This is a genomic window from Rickettsia australis str. Phillips, assembly GCF_000273745.1.
In the GTDB taxonomy this organism is placed as follows: domain Bacteria; phylum Pseudomonadota; class Alphaproteobacteria; order Rickettsiales; family Rickettsiaceae; genus Rickettsia; species Rickettsia australis.
In genome coordinates this window covers 1-21,530 of sequence record NZ_AKVZ01000019.1, presented here as the reverse complement: position 1 = coordinate 21,530, position 21,530 = coordinate 1, and the positions used below count along the sequence as shown (strand labels likewise).

The window sequence follows — 21,530 nt, the reverse complement described above, 5'->3', positions numbered from 1 at the left end:
AATAATACCTATAAAAACCGATATTATTTTATTTAAAAAGTACATTAGCTTATTTATTTTAAAGTTAAAGGTAATGTGCTATTGAGATTACCTTGATATCGTTATGGGTATACTATGCTGAACAACAAGGTTTACCGTAGAGCTAATATTGTTTTCTATCTTCACTCTACAAGGTAATTCTCTTACTATGATTCTATAATCTTTTGCTCTAGTAGAAAAATTCTGTGTATTTTTTAAAGCTAACTGTATCAATTGCGTTTTACCACCGTGTAAGGTAAATGTTACCGGAGTTGCAATTAAATCCGTAGTTTCTTTATATTCTTCTGTACCGTTTTCATACACACGTTTTAAAAGAAGTAGCTGAAACTTTTTAGGTGTATAATCGTTATTTTGTACCGTCATAGTTGCTATTTTATTATTTTCACTTATCTCTATATTGACAGGCATGATAGTGGCACTAGCAAAAACATTAACATAATATCAATATGCCACAGTTACTGTAATTGTGTCGTTGTAAGTATCAGAAGGAACATTAGCTCCTTGAGGTATTTTTCCATATATTGTGAGCGTTTAAGGTAATCCCGTACCAGTTCCCGGTACCTAGTCGCTTGCTTGGTTACCCCAATTTTGAGTTTTTGTTGAATTGGAATAAAGATTATACGGTAAATAACTAGTAGTATTAACAAGACCTGTCATTTTGCGAGTACTTGTTATAGCACTTGGTGCAGTACCTGCATTTAATGAAACAGTATAACCAGTACCTAAAGTACAAGTTATAGTAAGTGTGTTTGTTTGCAAAGAATCAGCAGTTGGAACATACGTACCAAAAGCTAAAGGTGTAGCCGTAACTATACAAGACGGTAAAACCGTTGCACTAACAAGGAAAAAAGCATTAGCAGATGAAGCAAAGCTATTTCCGGCACTTATAGTTAAGATAACAAAACTGATAATATTTCGTAAAATTTTAATTTTCATTATTAATAATAAAAATAATTAATTTCTATTATTAATCTTTTACAAATTTGAACGATTTTACAAAGCTAGTTTATGAAATCGTTATATTAAATATAAATTTATGATATTTTTCCCACAGAATCATATTTACAAATAAATTAAAAATGTAATTGACTATTATTATATGATAGTACTTTTATTTTCTGGTATATAAAATGACTACTAAAATAGCAATCAGTCAATTTAAATCTCATTGTCTTGAAATAATAGAAAAATTACAAACCAATAAAGAATCCATTATAATTACCAAAAGAGATAGGGAAGTAGCACAAATATTCCATATAAATACTAAAAATACTTCAATATTCGGTATGCTAAAAAATAAAGCTGAGAGAAAAGCAGATATATTAGATCCAATAGAAGACAAATGGAATGCAGAACATTAATAATGGCTTAGTACTAGATACCCATGTTTTATTGTGGTCACTATTACAACCTGAAGAATTATCAGAACAAATAAAACACAAAATCAATTTAGCTCAAGAAAGTTCACAATTATTCTTAAGTTCTATTTCATTATGGGAAATAGCTACGCTTAACTTTAAAAGGCGTATTAATGTTTATGAGCCTATAAAGGATTTCTAAATTCTATAACAAACTTTAATAGAGTATCTATTAAAGATATTGCTCCGAAGATTGCTGCTGAAAGCGTTTCTCTTATGGATGATTTTCATGGTGATCAGACTGATAGCATTATTGTAGCAACAGCAAAATGCCTTGGAGATACCTTACTCGAGATCAAAAAATTCTTAACTGGGCTAAGTTAGGACATATTAAATTAATATCTATCTAAGAACTATACTACACAGTAAAATGAAAAGTTGGTAGACGAAGCTCAATTTGGAAAAGAACAAGGAGTTTGCACGCCGAGGAGCGGAGCATATAATAAACGTTCAGCATCCGAGGACTTACAAAGACGATGTAGCCAATTTTTCAAATTCAGCGAGTATATAACAATAACAATTGATTATTTCCTCAATATCCAATAAAATCCTTTTTAAAATTGAGTTAAAAAAATAATGCATAATACTGACGTTATAATAATCGGAGCAGGACCGGTCGGGCTGTTTACGATTTTTCAGGCCGGAATGCTTGGGATGAAGTGCCAAGTTATCGATGCTCAAGAAACCATAGGAGGTCAGTGTATTACTCTATACCCTGAAAAGCCTATTTACGATGTACCGGCATATCCTAAAATTGCTGCAGAAGAGCTAATAAAACAGTTAGAGCTTCAAGCTGCTCCTTTTAAGCCTGTATATCACTTAAATCAGCAGGCTACGGAGCTAAATAAGCAAGGTGATTTTTTTGAAATTAGAACATCAAAAAATATTATTATTAAAAGCAAAGCTATTATTATTGCAGCGGGAGCTGGTTCATTTGGTCCAAACAAGCCGCCTCTTGCAAATATTGAGGATTTTGAAGGCAAATCTGTTTTTTATTTTATTAATAATAAAAGTAAATTTGCAGGTAAAAATATAGTTATAGCGGGAGGCGGTGATTCCGCCGTCGACTGGGCTATTTCTCTTTCAGAAATTGCAAATAAAATATATTTAGTGCATAGACGAGATAAATTTACGGCAGCTCCTGAAAGCGTAAGGCAGTTAAGAGGTATTGCAGAAACTGGTAAAATCGAATTAGTCACCGGCTATCAGTTAAATGCTTTAGATGGCAATAATAGTGAACTTCAAACAGTGATAGTTAAAGACCTGCAAAATAACATTCGCAAATTAGATGCCAATATATTACTACCGTTTTTTGGTTTAAAACAAGATCTAGGAGCTTTAGCTAATTGGGGTTTAGATGTTAAGCTTCACCATATTGAAGTAGATAATGCTTATTATCAAACTAATATAGAAGGTATTTACGCCATTGGAGATATTGCTCATTATGCCGGTAAGCTTAAGCTGATTCTTACGGGCTTTGCTGAAGCTGCAAGCAGCCTTCATCATGCTTATAGTAGAGTATTTAACGGTCAGGCTCTACATTTTGAATATTCTACCACTAAGTATGGGGAAAGGAAGTAAGTATCCCATGTCATTCCTGTGGAGGTATTGTTATGTGGAACGAAAAAAGTACTCGGTGTCATACCGTGGCTTGGCCATGGGTATCCATAAAAACAATAAAAATACTAATATTAGTATTTTTCACTTGATCCCGTGATCAAGTCGCTGGATGACAACTGAAAAAGGATAAAAATATAGTGAATAATATAATTGACGGTAAAGCGTTAGCAAATGAGATACTAGCAGATTTAAAGCTAGAAATTCAAGAACTTAAAAGTCAAACCAACGCTTCACCGAAGCTTGCTATAGTACTAGTTGGCGATAATCCGGCAAGCATTATTTATGTAAAAAATAAAATAAACAATGCACATAAAATAGGAATCGATACTTTATTAGTAAATCTATCTACTACTATTCATACAAATGATTTAATAACGAAAATCAATGAGTTAAACCATGATAACGAGATTTCGGGAATTATAGTTCAGCTTCCTTTGCCAAACTCCATAGATAAAAATAAAATTTTATCTGCTGTATCACCATATAAAGATGTTGATGGGTTTCATCCTTTAAATGTTGGTTACTTACATAGCGGTATTATAGTCAAGTCAGTTGGATTTAATTACAAGGGACAAAGAGCGAAGCCTATAACTAATAGGAGCGCGACAAGTAACGATGTAAGTGAATTCAAATCATTTGACTATAGTCAAAGTTTTATACCCTGCACTGCCCTTGGTTGTCTTGCAGTTATAAAAAAATACGAACCTAATTTAAGCGGTAAAAACGTTGTAGTTATTGGACGCTCAAATATAGTAGGAAAACCTTTAAGTGCTTTACTATTAAAAGAAGATTGCAGTGTTACTATTTGCCATTCTAAAACACACAATTTAAGCTCTATCACTTTAAAAGCCGATATTGTAGTTGCTGCAATAGGTTCGCCTTTAAAATTAACTGCAGAATATTTTAATCCTGAATCTATAGTAATTGATGTAGGCATTAATAGAATTAGCTGCAATAAAATTATCGGTGATGTTGATTTTGAACATGTTAAGTCTAAAGTAAAATATATTACTCCCGTCCCGGGTGGTATCGGACCGATGACTATTGCTTTTTTACTTAAAAATACGGTTAAGGCGTTTAAGGATTCTTATAGTACAGTATGTCATTCCTAGCTAAAGGGGCATTGTTGCATTTTTGAAATTAAAAGCTCATTTTATCTCGCTTTATGCTGGATTCCTAGCTTTCGCGGGAATGACATAAGAACCATCCAACAATGCCCCTTTAGCTAGGAATGACATCAAATTTTATAAATACTCGCAAGTTCTACCTAGTTTTTTACATTATTTTGTATATATTCTAAATCTTGATCAGTTAAATATCTAACAAATTTTGCAAGGGAACCCATCCATAATTCTTTTAGATTTAATTATCTTCTTTGGCAGGATAAGACTGCCTGCAGCAATAAAAGCATATTCTTCTATTACTGCATAATCCATTATTTGTAGTACTCACATTATTATGTATTGTGGCAGGCATGAATAAGAGAAAGATGACCGATAGTTATGCCATCGCCTATTTCTACCGATTTGTTAAATCTTGAAGTATGAATTACACTACCGTCTTGTACGTTAGTATTATTTCCTATTTTTATTGATTCAACGTCATCTCTAAGAAAAATACTCGAATTACTACCTATTTCAACATCTCCTATTAAAGAGCTGCTTTCGGCAATATATGCAGTTTTATCGATGCTTGGGTAACTCCTGGATAAGGGATAATAATCATTAATTATAATCTACCCAAGAAATATTACCATCTTTACGATAATACACTATATTGATACGATCATTATTGATATTTTTAAATACTACCGCAGGTAAATCTTCTAAATCCATCTTCATGACCGCTTCTTTTACTGATAATTTTAATATTTCTACAGGCTTTTCAGCGATAATTGTCGGATTATCATTATCTTCGGAGTTAGAGGTTTCACTATCAGACTGTGGATTAATAATATATTTGGTACCTTCGTAAGCAATTTCTGATATTTTGACTTTACCAGCATGATGATTTTTGAATTTTGATTTATATTTTCTAAGCTGTTTTTCTAGTTTTGACATAGCTTTATCAAAAGCTACATATGTATCGCTACAACTATCATGACTTTTGACTATATTATGTTTACCTGAGCCATATTTTACTATAATATCACATTTAAAGTTCATTCCCTCTTTTGAAAAATGTATATCTATATTTATTATATCGGTAAAATATTTTTTAACGACTTGCGTAGCTCTCTTTTTTGAATATTCTTGTAAATTATTACCGATCGAAATATGTTGAGCTGAAACTGAAATAATCATAAATAACCTTTATAATCTGAAATAATTAATATATAGGCGTTACTAAGTAACACCTATACAATTAATTTATATTTAGAGTAATTTCAAGTTTTATTACAAATTACTTCATCTAAACTTTAGCTGTAGAGTTTTAGGACGCTTATCTTTATTTTGTTGCGATTTAATTAGTTTTTTAGCAGTCTTTCGTACATAATTAGGATCAATGCCCATTTCTAAGCAGGTAGCATTAAAATTTTCATTATTTTCAAAAAGCCACTTTTTAGCATTATATTCTGCTTTTGTTGCTTCTTTCTTGGTAAAAGTATTAGTTACATCTATTATTGCCTGCATATAATAGCACTTCTAAGAGCAATATCGGGTATAGGATTATAAGGTTTAATATGCTCAAAAGGAGTAGTTAATTTAATGACATATGGTTTAGTCATATAAAACATCTAATAATTATTAATAAAATAAGATTTTATTAATATAAATGTAACCAATAGTTTTTCTTTTTAACAAAGCCCTTAAAAAGGATAATAATTTTCAAGGCTTCATCTAATAGTAACTAATTTGGATTAATAATAATAAGCAGGAATGTTTAGAGGTTTAGGTGCTGTATATTTTTTGATAAAATAAGATATTTTACTCTTGCAGGAATAGAAGAATTGTTATATATATTGTTATCTCGTATGTAAAGGGGGTGTAGCTCAGTTGGTTAGAGCGTCTGCCTGTCACGCAGAAGGTCGCGGGTTCGAGTCCCGTCACTCTCGCCAAGCCCTTTCAGGGTTCTGGGGTTTTTTTCGTTTTCTAAAAAATTCATATGCTCCTTGTTTATGTGCCAAAATATCTAATTTTTGTATTAAATCTCTTTTAAATTCTGAGTGTTAAATTTTATCAAAAAAACTAACCCCGTATACTTCTTAAAACAATCTCAATTCATTTGCTTCTAATTAAATTTTTATTGCATTCTTAAAACTCCTTATTATTGTCTTGTCTATAAGCTCATTTTTAACAAAATAAATAAAGGTATAGTTATGTTTAAAGAACAATCTAAAATTTCATATGAAAAACTAATAGAAACAATAAGAGCGAGAAATACAAAATGTAAGGATTAAAACTATATTTTCTACGTTAATATCTTGTGAGATCCTCACACCCGCGCAAGCCCTTCAATCGTATTATACTTCTTCCATTTAACGATTAAATTTTGGAAAGTCATGCCAGTTTCAGTATATCCTGAATCCCTAATATCGGAGTATCTAATCCCTGACGTTGGGGTTAAATTAATCGCTTTCGGAGCTAAATAGCTATAACCAGCTAAAATCTGTCCGGTATATGAGCGTGATTTATATTTACCGATTGCCGTTTCATAACTAGTCAAATTCCTACCTGAAGCAATATTACGCTGTGAATAATTCTTAACTTTGTTATCACCGTAAGAAGCTATACTTTTAAAAAACCGAATTTTTATTCGGTACATTATATAAGCCGTATAAAGAGTAAATATTGCTCTGTATTTTACTTTTATCACCGACATTATTGTTTTTCTGCTTTACCATTTAAAGCCTGTCCACCGCTAGTATTAATACCGCCGGTATTTAAATCAAAATCACCATTTATAGCATCTAGAGCGTAAGTAGCTGCTCCTGTTACTTCACCGATACTTATATTTGCAATCTTAGCAGATGTTAGGCCTTGGTCGGTAAATACTGCACCGTTGTTTATATTTAACTGCTGAATATTTTGTACATCTAAATTATTAGTGACAGTAACTTGCCCTTTGATATTCACGCTAGCTAACTCATTACCTTTACTACCGAGTGTTGCTCCATTATTACTGCTTACGGTTAAATTATTACCGTTACTGTCTAAAGTTACAATACCGCCACCAGTTTTTATACTGTTTAAGCTATTAGCAAATGTAACAGTTTGTGCTATCGGTGCAGATAATATTAATTGTGAATCTGCATCACCAAAATTAATGCTACTATTTACGCTACTTAAAAGAGCTAAATTTCCGTTATTAACTTGAACGGTAAAGTGTTGTGGAGTGCCTACCTTTCCTATATTAATCGTTTTAACCGTACCGATACGTGCATTAGTAGATTTTAAGGTAGTAAAAACATTTAATATACTGTTTTGTCCGTTTGCTATAACAGCTATTTAAGTTATATGTATTATTACTGTTAAATTCTAAAGTACCACCGTTCGCTCCGAAATCAATATTAGGAGTGGTGAGATTTCCGCTAAGCTGTAATATTCCACCGTTTGTAAAATTAATATTACCTACAAATATATCATTTGCTATAGTTACGTTTTTTGTATTATCGCCTTGGATATTTTATATTAGTAGGGCTATTTGCAGCATCTGTACCTATATTTTGAGTTACATTACCGTCACCTATAAAATTCAATGTACCGCCTATACCACTGGTGCTAAGTACTGCTCCAGTAATGACAGAGCTGTCTCCTAAATTAAACGTTCCGTTAATACCTTTGAAATCAATATTTCCTACTATGCCTTTATTAGCCGTTAATTTACCTCATGCATTATAATTTAAGTTACCGACTAATCCTGCTGTCGTGACATCGGCTGTGGCATCTGCTACGGTAAAAGTTGTTGCATTTGCTACATCTTGTATAATTTTATCTATACCGTTGAATATTACTTCTTCTAATGCTGCTCTATTTGCTTCTACGCTACCTGTTACCGTTCCACCACCTGCAAATATTAATTTACCACTACCATCGCCTGGAGTAGTGGTTACTACCTCCGGTTAGCGTAACTCCATCTGCTAAAGTTAAGATAGAGCCATTATTATTTAAAGCTACAGGAACAAATACATTATCTGAGAACGTAACGGGATTTGCTTCGATATTTACAAGTTTTAAGCTGCTGCCGTTAGCTCCAATCGTACCGTTAACATTACCGCTTTGTATTGTTAGTGTTCCTTGATTATTTGCAGAAGTTGTAATTGAACCGGTCACACCATTTACTATTAACTTACCATCCGCTCCAAATAATATGTTACCACCTGATCCTAGGTCCAAAGCTTGATTAAATGTTACCTGTCCTGTACTATTCATACTAAGTAACTTCGTAAATACCGTATTACCGACTACGATATTACCTGCTCCAGGCATATCAATATGTGCTTCCCCATTTCCTACATTTATTTGAGAAAGAGAATTAGTTAAGCCTATATTATTTGAGATAGTCCCTGTACCTGTAAAAGTTAGTATACCGTTATTTCCGGCTATCTATCTGAGTTGTAATATTTAAGCCGTTATTAATTTGTAAAGTAGAATTCTTACCGGCGAAATCTATATTACTAAATGTTTGATTACCGACTCCGGTAATAATTGACGTAACATTATTACTAATAAATTTAAGAGGACCGCAATTGTTGTACTAAGAGGACCTATTGATACATTTTGACTTACCTCAACCCCACTAAAAGCAGGTAGTGCTATTAATGTATTTATCCCGCCAACAATAGCATTTGCTTTATCTGCCGATATTTTAATTCCAAGCCCTACAACCGCTATTTGAATAATATCGCCGTTATTAAATACTCCTCCTACAAGACCGGCACCTGTACTCAAGCTACGCTACCGAGATTAGGAATTGTTGCTCCTGTGGCATTAGAATTAGTGCATAATGTTCTGCATAGTGATGACGTTGTTAGAAATTTTCTTAATATTTTTGATTTTTTCATTAATAATTAACCCCAATAGATTAATTATTTTTTTAATCATATTAGTAATTAGTTAAGAAATCTTAATGTGTTTTATATAGATAAAGTTATTTTTAATTAATAATTTGTAGCAACTTTTTTACAACAATAGATTTTTGGGATTATTTATAAGAAAGTAATAAATTTTATGGATTGAACCACAGTCGAAAGATTGCGGTGTTATTGCATGGCTCGGTTTTTCCGTAATTGCGAGAAGGCATTGCCAGTGTGAATACCAATGTCATGCCTACGAAAGCGGGTATCCAAGTTTTTTTGGTGTCATACCGCAACTTGATCGCGGTATCTTAGGACTTAGTCTGCGATACGAGATCCCGTGGTCAAGCCACGGGATGACATCGAGGGTTTTTAAAAATTATCCTGTACTATATACTTCTAGTAAATGAACAGCAGATAGACTAAGTGTCATTTGGAAAAGAGCAAGGCGTTTTATATTTTTTGACTGCAGCATACATAAACGATCACATAGATCAAAAAATATTAAACAACGACGCCCATTTTTCAAATTAAACGAGTATATGACTGATCTCTATTTATTTAACGGGGTTTCTACCAAAGCATGCTTAAGTACTTGGTCGATATTTGACACGGATATAATTTCTAGGCTTTCTTTTATATTCAACGGTATATCTTTTAAGTCTTTAACATTCTCCTCAGGAATTAATACGGTTTTAATACCTCCCCTACTCGCAGCAAGTAACTTCTCCTTAAGACCACCTATAGGTAAAACATTTCCTCTTAAAGTAATTTCACCGGTCATTGCTACAGTGCGGTGTACTGGTATTTTAGTCATTAACGAAACAATAGTAGTAAACAAAGCACAGCCGGCAGACGGTCCATCTTTTGGAATAGCTCCGGCCGGTACGTGAATGTGAATATCAAAGTCTTTATAATTATCGTATTTTAATCCAAAATTTGTTGCTCTGCTTCTAAAACAACTATAGGCAGCCATTGCTGATTCTTTCATAACATCACCAAGTTTTCCGGTGGTCTTTATTTCACCTTTCCCTAGAAATGCTAAAGCCTCTATAGTTAAAAGCTCTCCTCCTACTTCAGTATAAGCAAGTCCTGTAGTACTCCCTATTTGGTCTTCTTGCTCGGCAAGCCCAAAATTATATTTTTTAGCCCCTAAAAATTCTTCAAGATTATTACTATCTATGGCGATATGCTTAACTGTTTTATCTGCTAAAATTTGCTTTAATGCTTTTCTAGTTAACGCTCCTATTTCACGTTCTAAAGCTCTTACACCTGATTCCTTGGTATAATATCTAATTAAATCCAAAATTGCCGTCTCAGATATAGTAATTTCATCTTTTTTGATTTTATGCATTTTAAATTGTTTCGGCACTAAATAATTTTTGACGATTTGGAGCTTTTCTTCCTCTACATAACCGGATATATATATTTTTTCCATTCTATCACTTAAAGCTCTAGGTAAATCATGTGAGTTAGCAGTAGCAATAAATATTACATTTGATAGATCATATTCTACTTCTAGATAATGATCAACAAAGTGACTATTCTGCTCAGGGTCTAATACCTCAAGCAAAGCGGATGCCGGATCACCTCTAAAATCAGAACTCATTTTATCAATTTCATCAAGCAGCATTACAGGGTTACTAGTCTTAACTTTCTTAAGTTGACCTAAAATTTTACCTGGCATTGATCCAAGGTAAGTTTTTCTATGCCCTCTGATTTCTGCTTCGTCTCTAACACCTCCTAGAGCAAATTTAGTGTATTTTCTGCCCATTCCTTCAGCAATAGATTTTACAAGTGAAGTTTTACCGACCCCTGGCGGACCTATCAAACATAATATAGGTCCTCTAATTTTACTTGAACGCTGTAATACTGCTAAATATTCTATAATTCGTTCTTTCACTTTTTCGAGTCCAAAATGGTCACGATTTAAAATTTTCTCTGCTTGGTTAATATCTATTTTGCTATTATCATACTTACCCCAAGGCAAACTTAGTAAAGTCTCAAGATAATTACGCGTCACTCCCGACTCCGCCGACATTTGATTCATACTACGAAGTTTTTTAAGCTCTGATTCTGCTTTCTCTTTAGCTTCTTTAGATAATTTTAAACTTTTAATTTTTTTCTCAATATCGGCAAGTTCCGATTTATCTTCATCAAGTTCCTTTTGAATAGCTTTCATTTGTTCGTGCAGATAATAATCACGCTGCGTTTTTTCGATTTGCTTTCTTACTCTTTGCTGCAATGCCTGCTCGGTTTCTGAATTGACTATATTGGAAGTAAGCGTACTAATAACCGTAGTGATACGCTTAAAAGGGCTAGTTTCTTCTAATAAATGCTGCTTTGCCTCAAGTGAAGTTATCAGATGTGAAGCTAATATATTTATAATATTTATAAAATTAGTACTATTACTTATTTCTTTATTGATAGTTTCAATAATTTCCGCATTAACTTTCTTATCATTAATCGCATATTTACTAAATAATTGTACTGCATTATCCACTAATGAACGCATGTTATTAACATCAAATATTTCTTCATCCGGAATAATTTCATAATTTGCTTTAAAAGCTTCTTCGCCTTTGATATTGCTTAGCTTTACTCTTGCTACTGCTTCTATTAATATTTTTGCCGTATTATTAGGCAACTTTACTATTTGGATAATCTTGGCAAGTATAGCTGTGTTATAAAGTTCATGTTTACTAGGGTTTTCTTGATCACATTTTTTCTGTAAAGTTACTAAAATATATTTACTATTATCTTCCTCAGAAATGGTAGTATGAGATAACGCTTGCAGCGATTTTTGTCTACCCACGAAAATAGGAGCAATTACTCCCGGGAATACTACCATATCTCGTAATGCCATAAGCGGCAGGGATTTTTTATTCATCAATTAAAACCTTTTAAAATTTCTAATTATTAACTATATAATATAGTATAAATGCGATTTCAAGCCATCTTTATTAATTATATTTATGACTTTATTACTACAATCTTCTCAAAATGTGGCTACTGCACATACTAGAATAAAACAATATCTACATTTAACTCCAATCGTTCACTCTGAAAGCTTAAATGAGATGCTCGGTCATGAGATTTTTTTTAAGGTTGAATCATTACAAAAAACCGGTGCATTCAAAGTTAGAGGAGTATTAAATCATTTATTGGAATTAAAAGAGCAAGGAAAATTACCTGATAAAATAGTCGGTTATAGTACGGGTAACCATGGGATTGGTCTTGCTTATGCAAGTAAATTATTCGGTATTAAAACAAGAATTTATTTACCGTTAAATACTTCAAAAGTAAAACAGCAAGCAGCTCTTTATTACGGCGGTGAAGTTATATATACATATACTCGACAAGAAGCGGAAGAAAAAGCAAAAGAAGATGAAAAGCAAGGGTTTTACTATATACATCCTTCCGATAGTGATTCTACAATAGCAGGAGCAGGCACGTTATGCTATGAAGCATTACAGCAGCTAGGCTTTAGTCCTGATGCTATTTTTGTCTCTTGCGGCGGCGGCGGTTTAATTTCCGGCTCATACCTTGCCAAGGAATTAATATCACCGATAAGCTTGTTAATAGGTTCAGAACCGCTTACAGCTAATGATGCTTATTTATCGGTTAAAAATAATAAGATATATAGATTTGATGAGGCACCGACTACCATCGCAGACGGTCTTAAAACCTTAAGTGTATCAGATCGTACATTTCAATATCTGAAAAAACTTGATCATTTTTATTTAGCAAAAGAATATGAAATATATTACTGGACGGCGTGGCTTACTTATTTACTTAAAGTTATATGCGAGCCGTCAAGTAGTATAAATATGGTTTCAGTGGTGAATTGGTTAAAAACACAAGCCAAACCTCAAAAATTACTGGTACTAATCTCAGGCGGTAATATCGACCCTATTCTTTATAACGAGCTATGGAAAGAGGAGTATTTAACCGTTCCACCAAGTATTACTAACTAAAGATAAATATCGTCATTGCGAGAAAAAATTGTAAGTTTTTACGAAGCAATCTCAGGATATTTGACGAGATTGTCACGCAGCTTATGGCTGCTCGCAAGGCATTGTTGCATGGATACCGATGTCATTCCTGCGAAAGCAGGAATCCAGTATAAAGCGAGATAAATCGAGCTTTTAATTTCAAAAATTTTCTGTATTTATACTTTCTTTCTGGATTCACGCTTTCGCAGGAATGACATACAACCAGCCATACAACAACGTTCCGCCTACGCAGGAATGACGTAAACGAACCACGCAATACGACTTCCTCACAATAACATAGACTTTCTAAATTATATTAAAATTTAACCCTTACTTCTTACTGCTGCTTGATTTTTAGTAGAAACATTAGGAGTGATTTGCGGAGGCTTTATATTAGAACTTCTTAGTTTTATTAAATCTTCAAATATGGTTTTATCAAATGCTATTGGATTGATTTTTCTGAGTTCCGCTAAATTAAAATTATTAACTTCTTGCGGTTGAACTATAATAGCCTCACCCTTAACAGGAATTAAATTTTTAAATTCAGGATTAGTTGCTGCTTTATCTTTATTTTCATTCAAAAATTTTGTTAGACCTTCAGCTATTTCAGGATTTGTTAAAGCATTTGAAAAGATTCTATCATTAATTGTCTTCACTACATATTCATCACTTAGAGTAATATATTTATCTACAACTTTTCGTAATCTTTCCTCTAAATAGTTTCTATCTGTAAATATCTGTTTAAATTTTTCCCATAAAGAAGTACCTCCATCATTAATATCTTTTAATTCAGTGGTTATTTTAGTACTATTGTCAGTTAGATAAGTAGAATCTAACTTATTTAATTCCCTTATTATTCCTTCAGGATTCTTTATACCTGATGAGTTAGTAAGTATAATAGTTTGTTCTAATTGCTTACTGATTTTATTATTATTTTCTAATCTATTACTAATCTGCTGCACCGTATAAGTGGCGGCCTTTTGTAATTCCTTAAATTCCGCTTGAGATAATTGATTTACTCTTGGGATAAACTGCTTACTATCTTTATTAAATTTCCGATTTTTATCTCCTTGAATAATAAATTTTTCATATTTCTCAAGTTTTTCCGGAGTGTTTTTAGGATCTTGTTTTAAGATTTCTATAGCTTTATCTTTTACAGCCTGTGCATATTGCTCTTTAGGTATAGAATTTCCGCTTACGGCTATTAATGCCTCTTTAGTTGCTCTTATAGGACCAGCAAAGATTTCTTCTTCATCTTCTATACCCATCAATGATAATTCATCAAAAGATCCTCCTTTATTTAGAGGAAGTACAAACCCCTTAAGTGCTGCTTCAGCCCTTGCAACATCAAACTTTAACTTATCTGCTGCACTAGGTATCAGTTTTGTATCTTGTCCTAAATTGATATACAAATTATCTACTAATTTTTGTACATCTTTATGTTCTACGACTTCACTAATAATTTTACTGGCAAGTACTTCAAGCGTACTAGTGATATATTCTTCAGATTGTAAATATTGTTGAATAGGATCTGGAGTAACAATATTTTTATTCAAAGTATCTAATCTACTATTTACGTTTTTTATATCAACTATTTTACCTTTTACTGCAGCCGATATCTCAGTTACTTCATCGTTTTTTTTAATTTTTTCAATAGTATCATTTATATTAGTTATAATCTCTGCCATATAATACTCATGAGTAAGTTATTGGATATAATGAGCCAAGTTATCAAACTTCTTAAAAATTTGCAACTATATTATCATATAAATCATTATTTACTATGCCCTGACTGTTGTTGCCCACTCTCTTTACTTTTATTAAGCTTATCAACATGAAATTAGGGGTTGATATAGAAGACTTATAGCTTTGGGATATTGTTTTATTTTGCTCTTTACCTTGCTCTTTTTTTGCTGTTACAATATTGATTGCTTTATTTGATGCTTGTTTTTCTCTTTGTAATTCTTCCGACAAATTTTTCATATCTATATATAAATTACTTTTTTCAAAGTTAGCGACTGCTTTATCTATATTTTTTTGAGCATAATCCGTATCGGTAAAAACTGCTACTATTCTTTGCCATAGCTTAGGCTTGACTACTCTTTGTAATTCTGATGCTATATTTTCTTCCCATCCGTGTTCGGTTAAATACCTGGGATCTAACTCTGCTAATATTTTTTAGTACCGTTAACAAGTGCAGGATTGCTACTCTCAAGTAATGGAGCAAAATTCTTGATAATTTCTCTACCTTGCTCTGTCATTTTTTCAGGTGGTAGTTTACTTATTGCCGGTAGTAATGAATTTATTATTTCACTTTTATTTACTCCTGCTGCTTGAATTATATCTACTCCTTGCTTTATGTTTTTATTTGTTTCAATGTTTTTTTCAAGAAACTCATATAATTTATCTATTGTACTTTTAAAAATGTTTTGAACCACAACTTGTTCTGAAGTTAATGTAGTTTGTTGTAAATCTATATTCTTATCAGCTTTCTTAATTAATTTTTCATCTCTAATATTGTGTCGGTAGAAATTTCAACTTTTTCTTCTGTGTCTTCATCATAAAAAGGTTTATTTAATTTTTCTTTAACTTTTTTTAAGAATTTTTTTCCATATTTTTTACGAGGTATTTGTTGATCACCTACACTTATTTCTGTTAAAGCAATTTCAACAGCGTTCTTATAAGCTTTTGCTTGTACTTTAACAGTTATATGATCTACTACTCCATCAAATGATATTGGAAAGCTTTTAATCATAGCTTCATTTTTAGCTACTAATTTTTCATATATATCTTTTTCTTTAGGTAATAAATCTATAGTATATTTTTTATTTTCTTTCAATAAACCAACCAATTTTTCTATTTTAGTATCATCAAGATATTGATTTGCTACTTCAGGAGAATACAAACTTATAGCTGCTACTACAACTTGTAAACGTAGGTCTTGCCTTTTGATTAGAGAAGGCTCTTCTGAAGCAAGCTTTACTTTTTCATCTAGTTTTCTTATTATCACTGCTGCACTATCAACTTGATATTCAAAAGCAGTTTTAAGTTTTTCTTGTGGTCTATCAGGTATTAGTTCCTTGGCCATATCACTTCCTCTGTTAATTATTATTAATTAAATTAGATAATAATTAGTTAAAGTATGTAAACCAATTTAAAATTTATGAATAAAAATTAATTAAAACTTATAAAAAGAATTGTATTTTTTCATAGAAGAGGTCCTAATCGTAATTTCATCCGGGATTTCGGTTATGAACCTTGAAGGGTAAGAGCGGACTATTTCATAAAATATCTTTCTGCTTTCGGCGTGGGTAATGTAGAGGTCTTTTTTGGCTCTCGTAATACCGACATAAGCAATGCGGCGTTCTTCTTCTAAGCCTTTTTCGCCGTCTTCGTCTAGAGACCTTTGAGACGGAAATACCCCCTCTTCCCATCCCGGTAAAAACACTACGTCAAACTCAAGCCCTTTAGCTGCGTGCAGGGTCATTATAGTAACAGAACCGCCGTAATTAGTTTCAAGCACTTCGTTTTCCATAACTAAACTTGCATGTTCGATAAAATCATGAGCATCGTTAAATTCGGCAATAGCTCTAAGCATTTCGTTAATATTTTCTATTCTACCGAATGCTTCTTCGGTCTTTTCTTCTTGAAGCATTTCAAGATAACCGGAATCATTAAGTATTACTTTAACTACGTTTATTGGAGCATCTATACTAAATCTTTCGTGCCAATTATCAATTTTAGTAACCAAATCTTTTAGAGTTTCATATGATTTTGCTTTAATCTCACCCATTTCCAACATTTCTTTGATAGCTGCGAAATTAGCAATATTTCGCTCAAGTGCATAGATTCTAATTTTATTTAAGCTAGCTGCACCTATTGCCCTTTTCGGCACATTTATAATACGCTCAAGTGCTAGATTGTCATTTTGATTCAAAGATATACGAATATAAGCAAGCACGTCTCTTATTTCCATACGTTCATAGAACCGCAAACCTCCTATAATTTTATAAGGCATAGCACTATTTATAAACGCTTCCTCAAAATTTCTTGTTTGAAATCCAGCTCGTACTAATATTGCAATATTACCAGCATTATATCGGTCTTCTCTCACTAACTTATCTATTTCACCGGCTATATACCTTGCTTCTTCTTTATCACTCCAACAAGAGATAATTTTTATCTTTTCACCGCTTTCCTTATCTGTCCATAACGTTTTACCATGACGGTTTTTATTATTATTGATTACATTAGAGGCAGCAGCAAGTATTGGCAAAGTTGATCTATAATTCTGCTCTAATTTAATAATCGTTGCACCTGCAAAATCTTTTTCAAAACGTAATATATTCCCGACTTCTGCTCCTCGCCAACCATAGATAGATTGATCATCATCCCCTACACAGCAAATATTTTTATATAAACTTGCGAGCATTCTTGCCCATAAATATTGGACAACGTTAGTGTCTTGATATTCATCGATTAAAATATATCGATATTTTTCCTGGTAATATCTTAGTATTGCGGGATTTTTAATAAAAAGCTCATTATTATAAAGTAGCAAATCTCCAAAATCTAAAACATTAGAAATAAGTAAATTTTTCTGATATTCTTCATATACAAGTTTTGCCACCCTCTGCAGCGGTAAATTAATATCTGATGCTGATAGTTTACTTGGTAATAATCCTTGATCTTTCCATCTCGAAATTATAATATGTATTAATTTAGGAGCATATTTTTTAGTATCAATATCTTGTAGTTTTACTATATCCTTAACTAATTTTAATTGATCATCATGACTAATAATAGTAAATCTATTATTTAAACCAAGATTTAAATGCTCAATTTGGTCACGTAATATCCTAGCTGCCATTGAGTGGAAAGTGCCTATATTAAGACCGTAACAATTAATTAGACTGTTAACTCTTTCAGCCATTTCTATAGCAGCTTTATTAGTAAAAGTAACGGCTAGAATATTTTGAGGTGAGGCTAAATTTTGGTGAATAATATTAGCTATTCTTGAGGTAAGTACTTTTGTTTTACCTGTCCCTGCACCTGCAAGCAATAAAAGCGGTCCTTCAGTATGAAGAACTGCTTTTTGCTGTTGTGGATTTAATGTATGTATGAAATCTTGATCTTGCATTTGTTTTTAAAGGTGTTGTAAATTGGTTGTCATCCCGTGGCTTGGTTTTACGTCATTGCGAAGAAATTACGAAGTAATTCGACGAAGCAACCCAGTAAAAAATTCTGATTTACAGAATTTTTTGTTATTTTTTCTGGATTGCCGCGTCGCTTCTCTCTTCGCAATGACGATTTGATATCCACGCAATGATGCCGCCACGGTATGACACTATTCTAAAATATTACCTAATTCTTTTCAGATTTTTAATAATATAAGAAATAGTAATTATCGGACTACAAATAATTATTTTCAATAACCTAAAATAAGAGCTTAAATTTCTATCTTCAATAAACCAATGATATAAATCATTTATAGGCTTAATCTTATCATCTATAATGTATTTATCTTTAAATAATTCTTTTAAAGCTCTTTTGGCCTGTTTTGCTTCTACTTTACGCTCTATTGTTAAGCTTTGATCATGTGCGCGGTAGAAATATAAAGATTCCGGTATATGAGCAAATTTCGTAACCAGTCCAAGACGAAGCCAATATTCATAATCATCCACCAACTGCATATTTTCATTATATCCCCCTATTTGTCTTGCTAAATCAGCTCTATATAAGAAACATGCACCGACACAATCTCTAATCGGTAAAAACTCCGGCGGTTCTTGATAAAGTCTTGCACCTATACTACCTTGCTCATCGATTAAAGTATAATCAGTATATACAAGCCCTATATCAGGTGAATTATCAAGTATCTTAACCATTTTTTCTAAAGCATTTTCATGGAAAAGATTATCATCTGAAGTCCAAGTAAAATACTCCCCCTTAGCCTCTTTAAAAGCAACATTCAAACTTGCCGGTAATTTTTTATTGGTCTCGTTTACTATTACCTTAATACGTGAATCCTGCTCTGCATATTTCCTAGCTACTATAACGCTACTATCTTTTGAGCAATCATCAATAATAATAAGCTCAAAGTCTTTAAAGCTTTGATTAAGACAGCTCTCAATAGCAAAAGATAATAGCTTATTCCTATTATAAACCGGTAAAACTATTGAGATTTTTAGAGTGTTAGTACGCATCCACCCCTAGAATATCAAATTTTTCTATATATTGAATTACGGTTTCTTGTAATTCGTCGGAATAATCATTATGCTCAAAGTTTAATAATGTATTACATAAAGCATTATTAAATTCTTGAGGTATTATGATTTCAATCTTATTAAATTGTTCAATCAGTCGTACTATAGGATCAAAATATTCAATTGAAAGCGGTATCTTTTTATCTAACAATTCAGCAAGATTATTAGATGTTATGTGTAAGTGGTGATTTATTTTTTCTGTACCTATTATTAAACAAAGCGGTTCATAATTATCAAGTATAAGGCTAATTTCTTCAATTTTTCTTTCAATATCATTTATAGGAACAGGCATAATTTTATTCATAATTATTATTTTCATTGTCATAACGTGATCAAGCTGGCGTTGTTGCATGGACCAGTAAAACCAACTGTATCACCCCGTGGCTTGACCACGGGGTGATAGAGGTGAAATTGATACACGCAACAATACCTCGCAGGAATGACATAAAAGAAACCATGCGGGCATTCTTGATTCTGTAAATTTATATATTTAGATATTCAAATATCCCTTCAAATGAGCCTACAACCCCAAAGCCTGAAGCTTTACGCCCTGCAAAAGGTGCTTTTGCATTTCCGGGCAATGGGTTATTAATTGAAACCATACCGAAATCAAGCCTAGTTGCTATCATTTGTGCCACAGATATATTATTTGAATATACATATCCTTGCAAGCCGTATTCGGTATTATTTGCACGTTCTATTACTTCATCCAAATCTTTAAATTTATAACAAGCAACTACCGGACCGAATATTTCTGTTCTAAAGATATCCATATTATCCAAACAGTCAATAATAATAGTGGGATCAATAAAATTATCAACAGCTTTACCACCACAAATTAATTTAGCTTCTTTACTTTGTGCATCAGCGAGTAGCTTTTGTATTTTTTCTATGGCAGCAGAATTAATTAACGGACCTACATCCGATTCCTTATCAAACCCGTCACCGGCTTTAAGCTTAGTAAATTTAGCCTTTAGAATTTCTATAAATTTTTCATATATAGATTCTTCTATAAATATCCTATTTGGTGAAGGACAAGACTGCCCACTATTTCTAGTTTTAGCAACTACCAAATCGCTTGCTACTTTTTCCAACTTATTATCTGCCGTTATAATGAAAAGAGCATTTCCGCCAAGTTCCAAAGATAAACAGAGTATTTGCGGCATTTTGATATAGAATTTTACCGACATTTGTAGAACCGGTAAATGATAATTTCTGAAGCCTAAAATCTTCACAAAAAGACTTACCTATAACATCCGAATTACCGGTAATCACGTTAAATACTCCGGCGGGCAAACCGGCATCACTTGCAAATTTCGCAAGTATTAAAGCTGATAGAGGCGTAAGGCTTGACGGTTTTAATATAACGCTGCAACCCACAGCTATTGCAGATACTACCTTGCGAGTAATCATTGCATTTGGAAAATTCCAAGGAGTTATAGCCGGTCCTACAGGCTCATATTGCGTAACAATTTTATGAGCTTTACTACTGCCTGGTTTAATAGTCCCGTGAATATTATGTATAACATATGTATACCAATCAATAAAAGATGCTCCGTATAGAATTTCTTTTTTGGATTCAGAGAGTACTTTACCCTGCTCTAGTGTTAATATATGACTTAACTAATCAATATTTTCTATTACTAAATTATACCATTTTCTAAGAATCACTATTCTTTCTTCAAACGAACTTTGTGACCATGAAGCAAAAGTTTGCACCGTATTATTAATCGCTGAATTAATCTCAGATAATTCTAAATTCGGAATTGTAGCGATTTCTTTTAAAGTTGAAGGATTAATAACGGATATTTGTTGCCCAAATTCTACAAATTCACCGTTTATATAATTCTTTCCCGTAATATTTTTAAGTAAGTGCATAAATTTCATATTGGTATTATTGTGCGGATACTAAAATCATCATTGCAAGAGAATACAAGCGGTACCTACGTGGATACCACTCCATCATTGCGAGAAGAAACTGCAAGCTTCAACGAAGCAATCCAGTAAAAAAATGCTATAAATCAGAATTTTTTTACTGATTTTTCTGGATTGCCACGTCTCTTCGCTCCTCACAATAAGATTCGAGCTATACAACAATGCTGCACAGAAATGACATATAGTACTTTTCTAATCTTAAAATTATCTGGTAAAATACTAGCAAGAGCAATATAATAAC

At 32.5% G+C, this 21,530-nt stretch carries 20 protein-coding genes, 1 tRNA gene and 6 pseudogenes; 9 read left to right on the top strand and 18 right to left on the bottom strand.

Annotated features, from left to right (window positions below; genetic code table 11):
- Positions 1-87 precede the first annotated feature (87 nt).
- Both A452_RS0103000 and A452_RS0102995 read right to left on the bottom strand, forming a co-directional pair.
- Positions 88-402 carry a fimbria/pilus periplasmic chaperone gene (locus tag A452_RS0103000; protein ID WP_025999556.1) on the bottom strand — a complete coding sequence of 105 codons (315 nt, stop codon included), beginning with the start codon at positions 400-402 and terminating at the stop codon, positions 88-90.
- Positions 403-480: 78 nt separating this feature from the next.
- Positions 481-975, bottom strand: a pseudogene (locus tag A452_RS0102995) (Csu type fimbrial protein).
- A 194-nt stretch (positions 976-1,169) separates the two neighbouring features.
- Between A452_RS0102995 and A452_RS0102990 the strand changes: the two are divergent.
- The 5 genes and pseudogenes from A452_RS0102990 to A452_RS12765 form a co-directional block, all read left to right on the top strand.
- Positions 1,170-1,400: a type II toxin-antitoxin system Phd/YefM family antitoxin gene (locus A452_RS0102990; protein WP_014412752.1), complete on the top strand. Its 231-nt coding sequence runs from the start codon at positions 1,170-1,172 to the stop codon at positions 1,398-1,400.
- Positions 1,387-1,599, top strand: a complete 213-nt coding sequence (locus tag A452_RS11895) for a type II toxin-antitoxin system VapC family toxin (RefSeq protein WP_014412753.1) — start codon at positions 1,387-1,389, stop codon at positions 1,597-1,599. Before A452_RS0102990 ends, A452_RS11895 begins: the two co-directional genes overlap by 14 nt.
- 434 nt (positions 1,600-2,033) lie before the next feature.
- Positions 2,034-3,038, top strand: coding sequence for an NAD(P)/FAD-dependent oxidoreductase (locus tag A452_RS0102980; RefSeq protein WP_014412754.1), 1,005 nt, complete (start codon positions 2,034-2,036; stop codon positions 3,036-3,038).
- Between the two features lie 176 nt (positions 3,039-3,214).
- Positions 3,215-3,616, top strand: a pseudogene (locus tag A452_RS12775) (tetrahydrofolate dehydrogenase/cyclohydrolase catalytic domain-containing protein); the annotation flags it as partial.
- A 105-nt stretch (positions 3,617-3,721) separates the two neighbouring features.
- Positions 3,722-4,189 (top strand): annotated as a pseudogene (locus A452_RS12765) (bifunctional methylenetetrahydrofolate dehydrogenase/methenyltetrahydrofolate cyclohydrolase); the annotation flags it as partial.
- A 155-nt stretch (positions 4,190-4,344) separates the two neighbouring features.
- Here the strand turns inward: A452_RS12765 and A452_RS11890 are convergent.
- From A452_RS11890 to A452_RS08160, 3 genes and pseudogenes are all read right to left on the bottom strand, one after another.
- A pseudogene (locus A452_RS11890) lies at positions 4,345-4,802 on the bottom strand (gamma carbonic anhydrase family protein).
- Positions 4,802-5,380 carry a ribosome hibernation-promoting factor, HPF/YfiA family gene (gene hpf / locus A452_RS0102965; RefSeq protein WP_014412757.1) on the bottom strand — a complete coding sequence of 193 codons (579 nt, stop codon included), beginning with the start codon at positions 5,378-5,380 and terminating at the stop codon, positions 4,802-4,804. The pseudogene A452_RS11890 and the gene hpf overlap by 1 nt, the downstream one beginning before the upstream one ends.
- Before the next feature lie 105 nt (positions 5,381-5,485).
- Positions 5,486-5,805 (bottom strand): annotated as a pseudogene (locus A452_RS08160) (hypothetical protein).
- 253 nt (positions 5,806-6,058) lie between these two features.
- Between A452_RS08160 and A452_RS0102955 the strand changes: the two are divergent.
- Positions 6,059-6,135, top strand: a tRNA-Asp gene (locus A452_RS0102955).
- A gap of 377 nt (positions 6,136-6,512) precedes the next feature.
- Here the strand turns inward: A452_RS0102955 and A452_RS11370 are convergent.
- On the bottom strand, positions 6,513-6,899 hold the full coding sequence (locus A452_RS11370) for an autotransporter outer membrane beta-barrel domain-containing protein (protein WP_014412759.1): 387 nt from the start codon (positions 6,897-6,899) through the stop codon (positions 6,513-6,515).
- The gene (locus A452_RS0102945; RefSeq protein WP_014412760.1) at positions 6,899-7,153 is read right to left on the bottom strand and encodes a hypothetical protein; all 255 of its coding nucleotides are present in this window, start codon (positions 7,151-7,153) and stop codon (positions 6,899-6,901) included. The genes A452_RS11370 and A452_RS0102945 overlap by 1 nt, the downstream gene beginning before the upstream one ends.
- Between A452_RS0102945 and A452_RS0102940 the strand changes: the two genes are divergently transcribed.
- Both A452_RS0102940 and A452_RS10785 read left to right on the top strand, forming a co-directional pair.
- Positions 7,143-7,394: a hypothetical protein gene (locus tag A452_RS0102940; RefSeq protein WP_014412761.1), complete on the top strand. Its 252-nt coding sequence runs from the start codon at positions 7,143-7,145 to the stop codon at positions 7,392-7,394. The genes A452_RS0102945 and A452_RS0102940 overlap by 11 nt on opposite strands.
- 563 nt (positions 7,395-7,957) lie before the next feature.
- Positions 7,958-8,143 carry a hypothetical protein gene (locus tag A452_RS10785; RefSeq protein WP_155813374.1) on the top strand — a complete coding sequence of 62 codons (186 nt, stop codon included), beginning with the start codon at positions 7,958-7,960 and terminating at the stop codon, positions 8,141-8,143.
- Here A452_RS10785 and A452_RS11885 read toward each other — a convergent pair.
- From A452_RS11885 to lon, 3 genes are all read right to left on the bottom strand, one after another.
- Positions 8,105-8,506 (bottom strand): hypothetical protein, encoded by a 402-nt coding sequence (locus A452_RS11885; RefSeq protein ID WP_017208528.1) that lies wholly within the window; start codon positions 8,504-8,506, stop codon positions 8,105-8,107. The two genes, A452_RS10785 and A452_RS11885, sit on opposite strands and share 39 nt — an antisense overlap.
- A gap of 180 nt (positions 8,507-8,686) precedes the next feature.
- Entirely contained in the window at positions 8,687-8,968 is a 282-nt protein-coding gene (locus A452_RS11880; protein WP_017208527.1) for a hypothetical protein, read from the bottom strand.
- A gap of 678 nt (positions 8,969-9,646) precedes the next feature.
- Entirely contained in the window at positions 9,647-11,983 is a 2,337-nt protein-coding gene (gene lon / locus A452_RS0102915) for an endopeptidase La (RefSeq protein ID WP_014412764.1), read from the bottom strand.
- A gap of 85 nt (positions 11,984-12,068) precedes the next feature.
- Between lon and A452_RS0102910 the strand changes: the two genes are divergently transcribed.
- Positions 12,069-13,070 (top strand): serine/threonine dehydratase, encoded by a 1,002-nt coding sequence (locus A452_RS0102910; RefSeq protein WP_014412765.1) that lies wholly within the window; start codon positions 12,069-12,071, stop codon positions 13,068-13,070.
- 341 nt (positions 13,071-13,411) lie between these two features.
- On the opposite strand, the gene A452_RS0102905 is transcribed toward A452_RS0102910, so the two are convergent.
- The 8 genes and pseudogenes from A452_RS0102905 to A452_RS08145 form a co-directional block, all read right to left on the bottom strand.
- Complete coding sequence (locus A452_RS0102905; RefSeq protein WP_014412766.1) at positions 13,412-14,776, bottom strand: hypothetical protein; 1,365 nt, start codon at positions 14,774-14,776, stop codon at positions 13,412-13,414.
- A gap of 52 nt (positions 14,777-14,828) precedes the next feature.
- Positions 14,829-15,071 (bottom strand): hypothetical protein, encoded by a 243-nt coding sequence (locus A452_RS0102900; RefSeq protein ID WP_014412767.1) that lies wholly within the window; start codon positions 15,069-15,071, stop codon positions 14,829-14,831.
- Between the two features lie 185 nt (positions 15,072-15,256).
- On the bottom strand, positions 15,257-15,526 hold the full coding sequence (locus A452_RS08150; protein WP_014412768.1) for a hypothetical protein: 270 nt from the start codon (positions 15,524-15,526) through the stop codon (positions 15,257-15,259).
- Positions 15,527-15,585: 59 nt separating this feature from the next.
- Positions 15,586-16,176 (bottom strand): hypothetical protein, encoded by a 591-nt coding sequence (locus A452_RS0102890; protein WP_014412769.1) that lies wholly within the window; start codon positions 16,174-16,176, stop codon positions 15,586-15,588.
- Between the two features lie 90 nt (positions 16,177-16,266).
- Positions 16,267-18,228 (bottom strand): DNA helicase PcrA, encoded by a 1,962-nt coding sequence (pcrA, locus tag A452_RS0102885; RefSeq protein ID WP_014412770.1) that lies wholly within the window; start codon positions 18,226-18,228, stop codon positions 16,267-16,269.
- A 220-nt stretch (positions 18,229-18,448) separates the two neighbouring features.
- Positions 18,449-19,294: a glycosyltransferase gene (locus A452_RS0102880; protein WP_014412771.1), complete on the bottom strand. Its 846-nt coding sequence runs from the start codon at positions 19,292-19,294 to the stop codon at positions 18,449-18,451.
- A complete protein-coding gene (locus tag A452_RS0102875) occupies positions 19,284-19,673 on the bottom strand; it encodes a hypothetical protein (RefSeq protein WP_238533853.1) in 390 nt (129 codons plus the stop codon). Before A452_RS0102875 ends, A452_RS0102880 begins: the two co-directional genes overlap by 11 nt.
- A gap of 163 nt (positions 19,674-19,836) precedes the next feature.
- A pseudogene (locus A452_RS08145) lies at positions 19,837-21,232 on the bottom strand (NAD-dependent succinate-semialdehyde dehydrogenase).
- Positions 21,233-21,530: the final 298 nt, after the last annotated feature.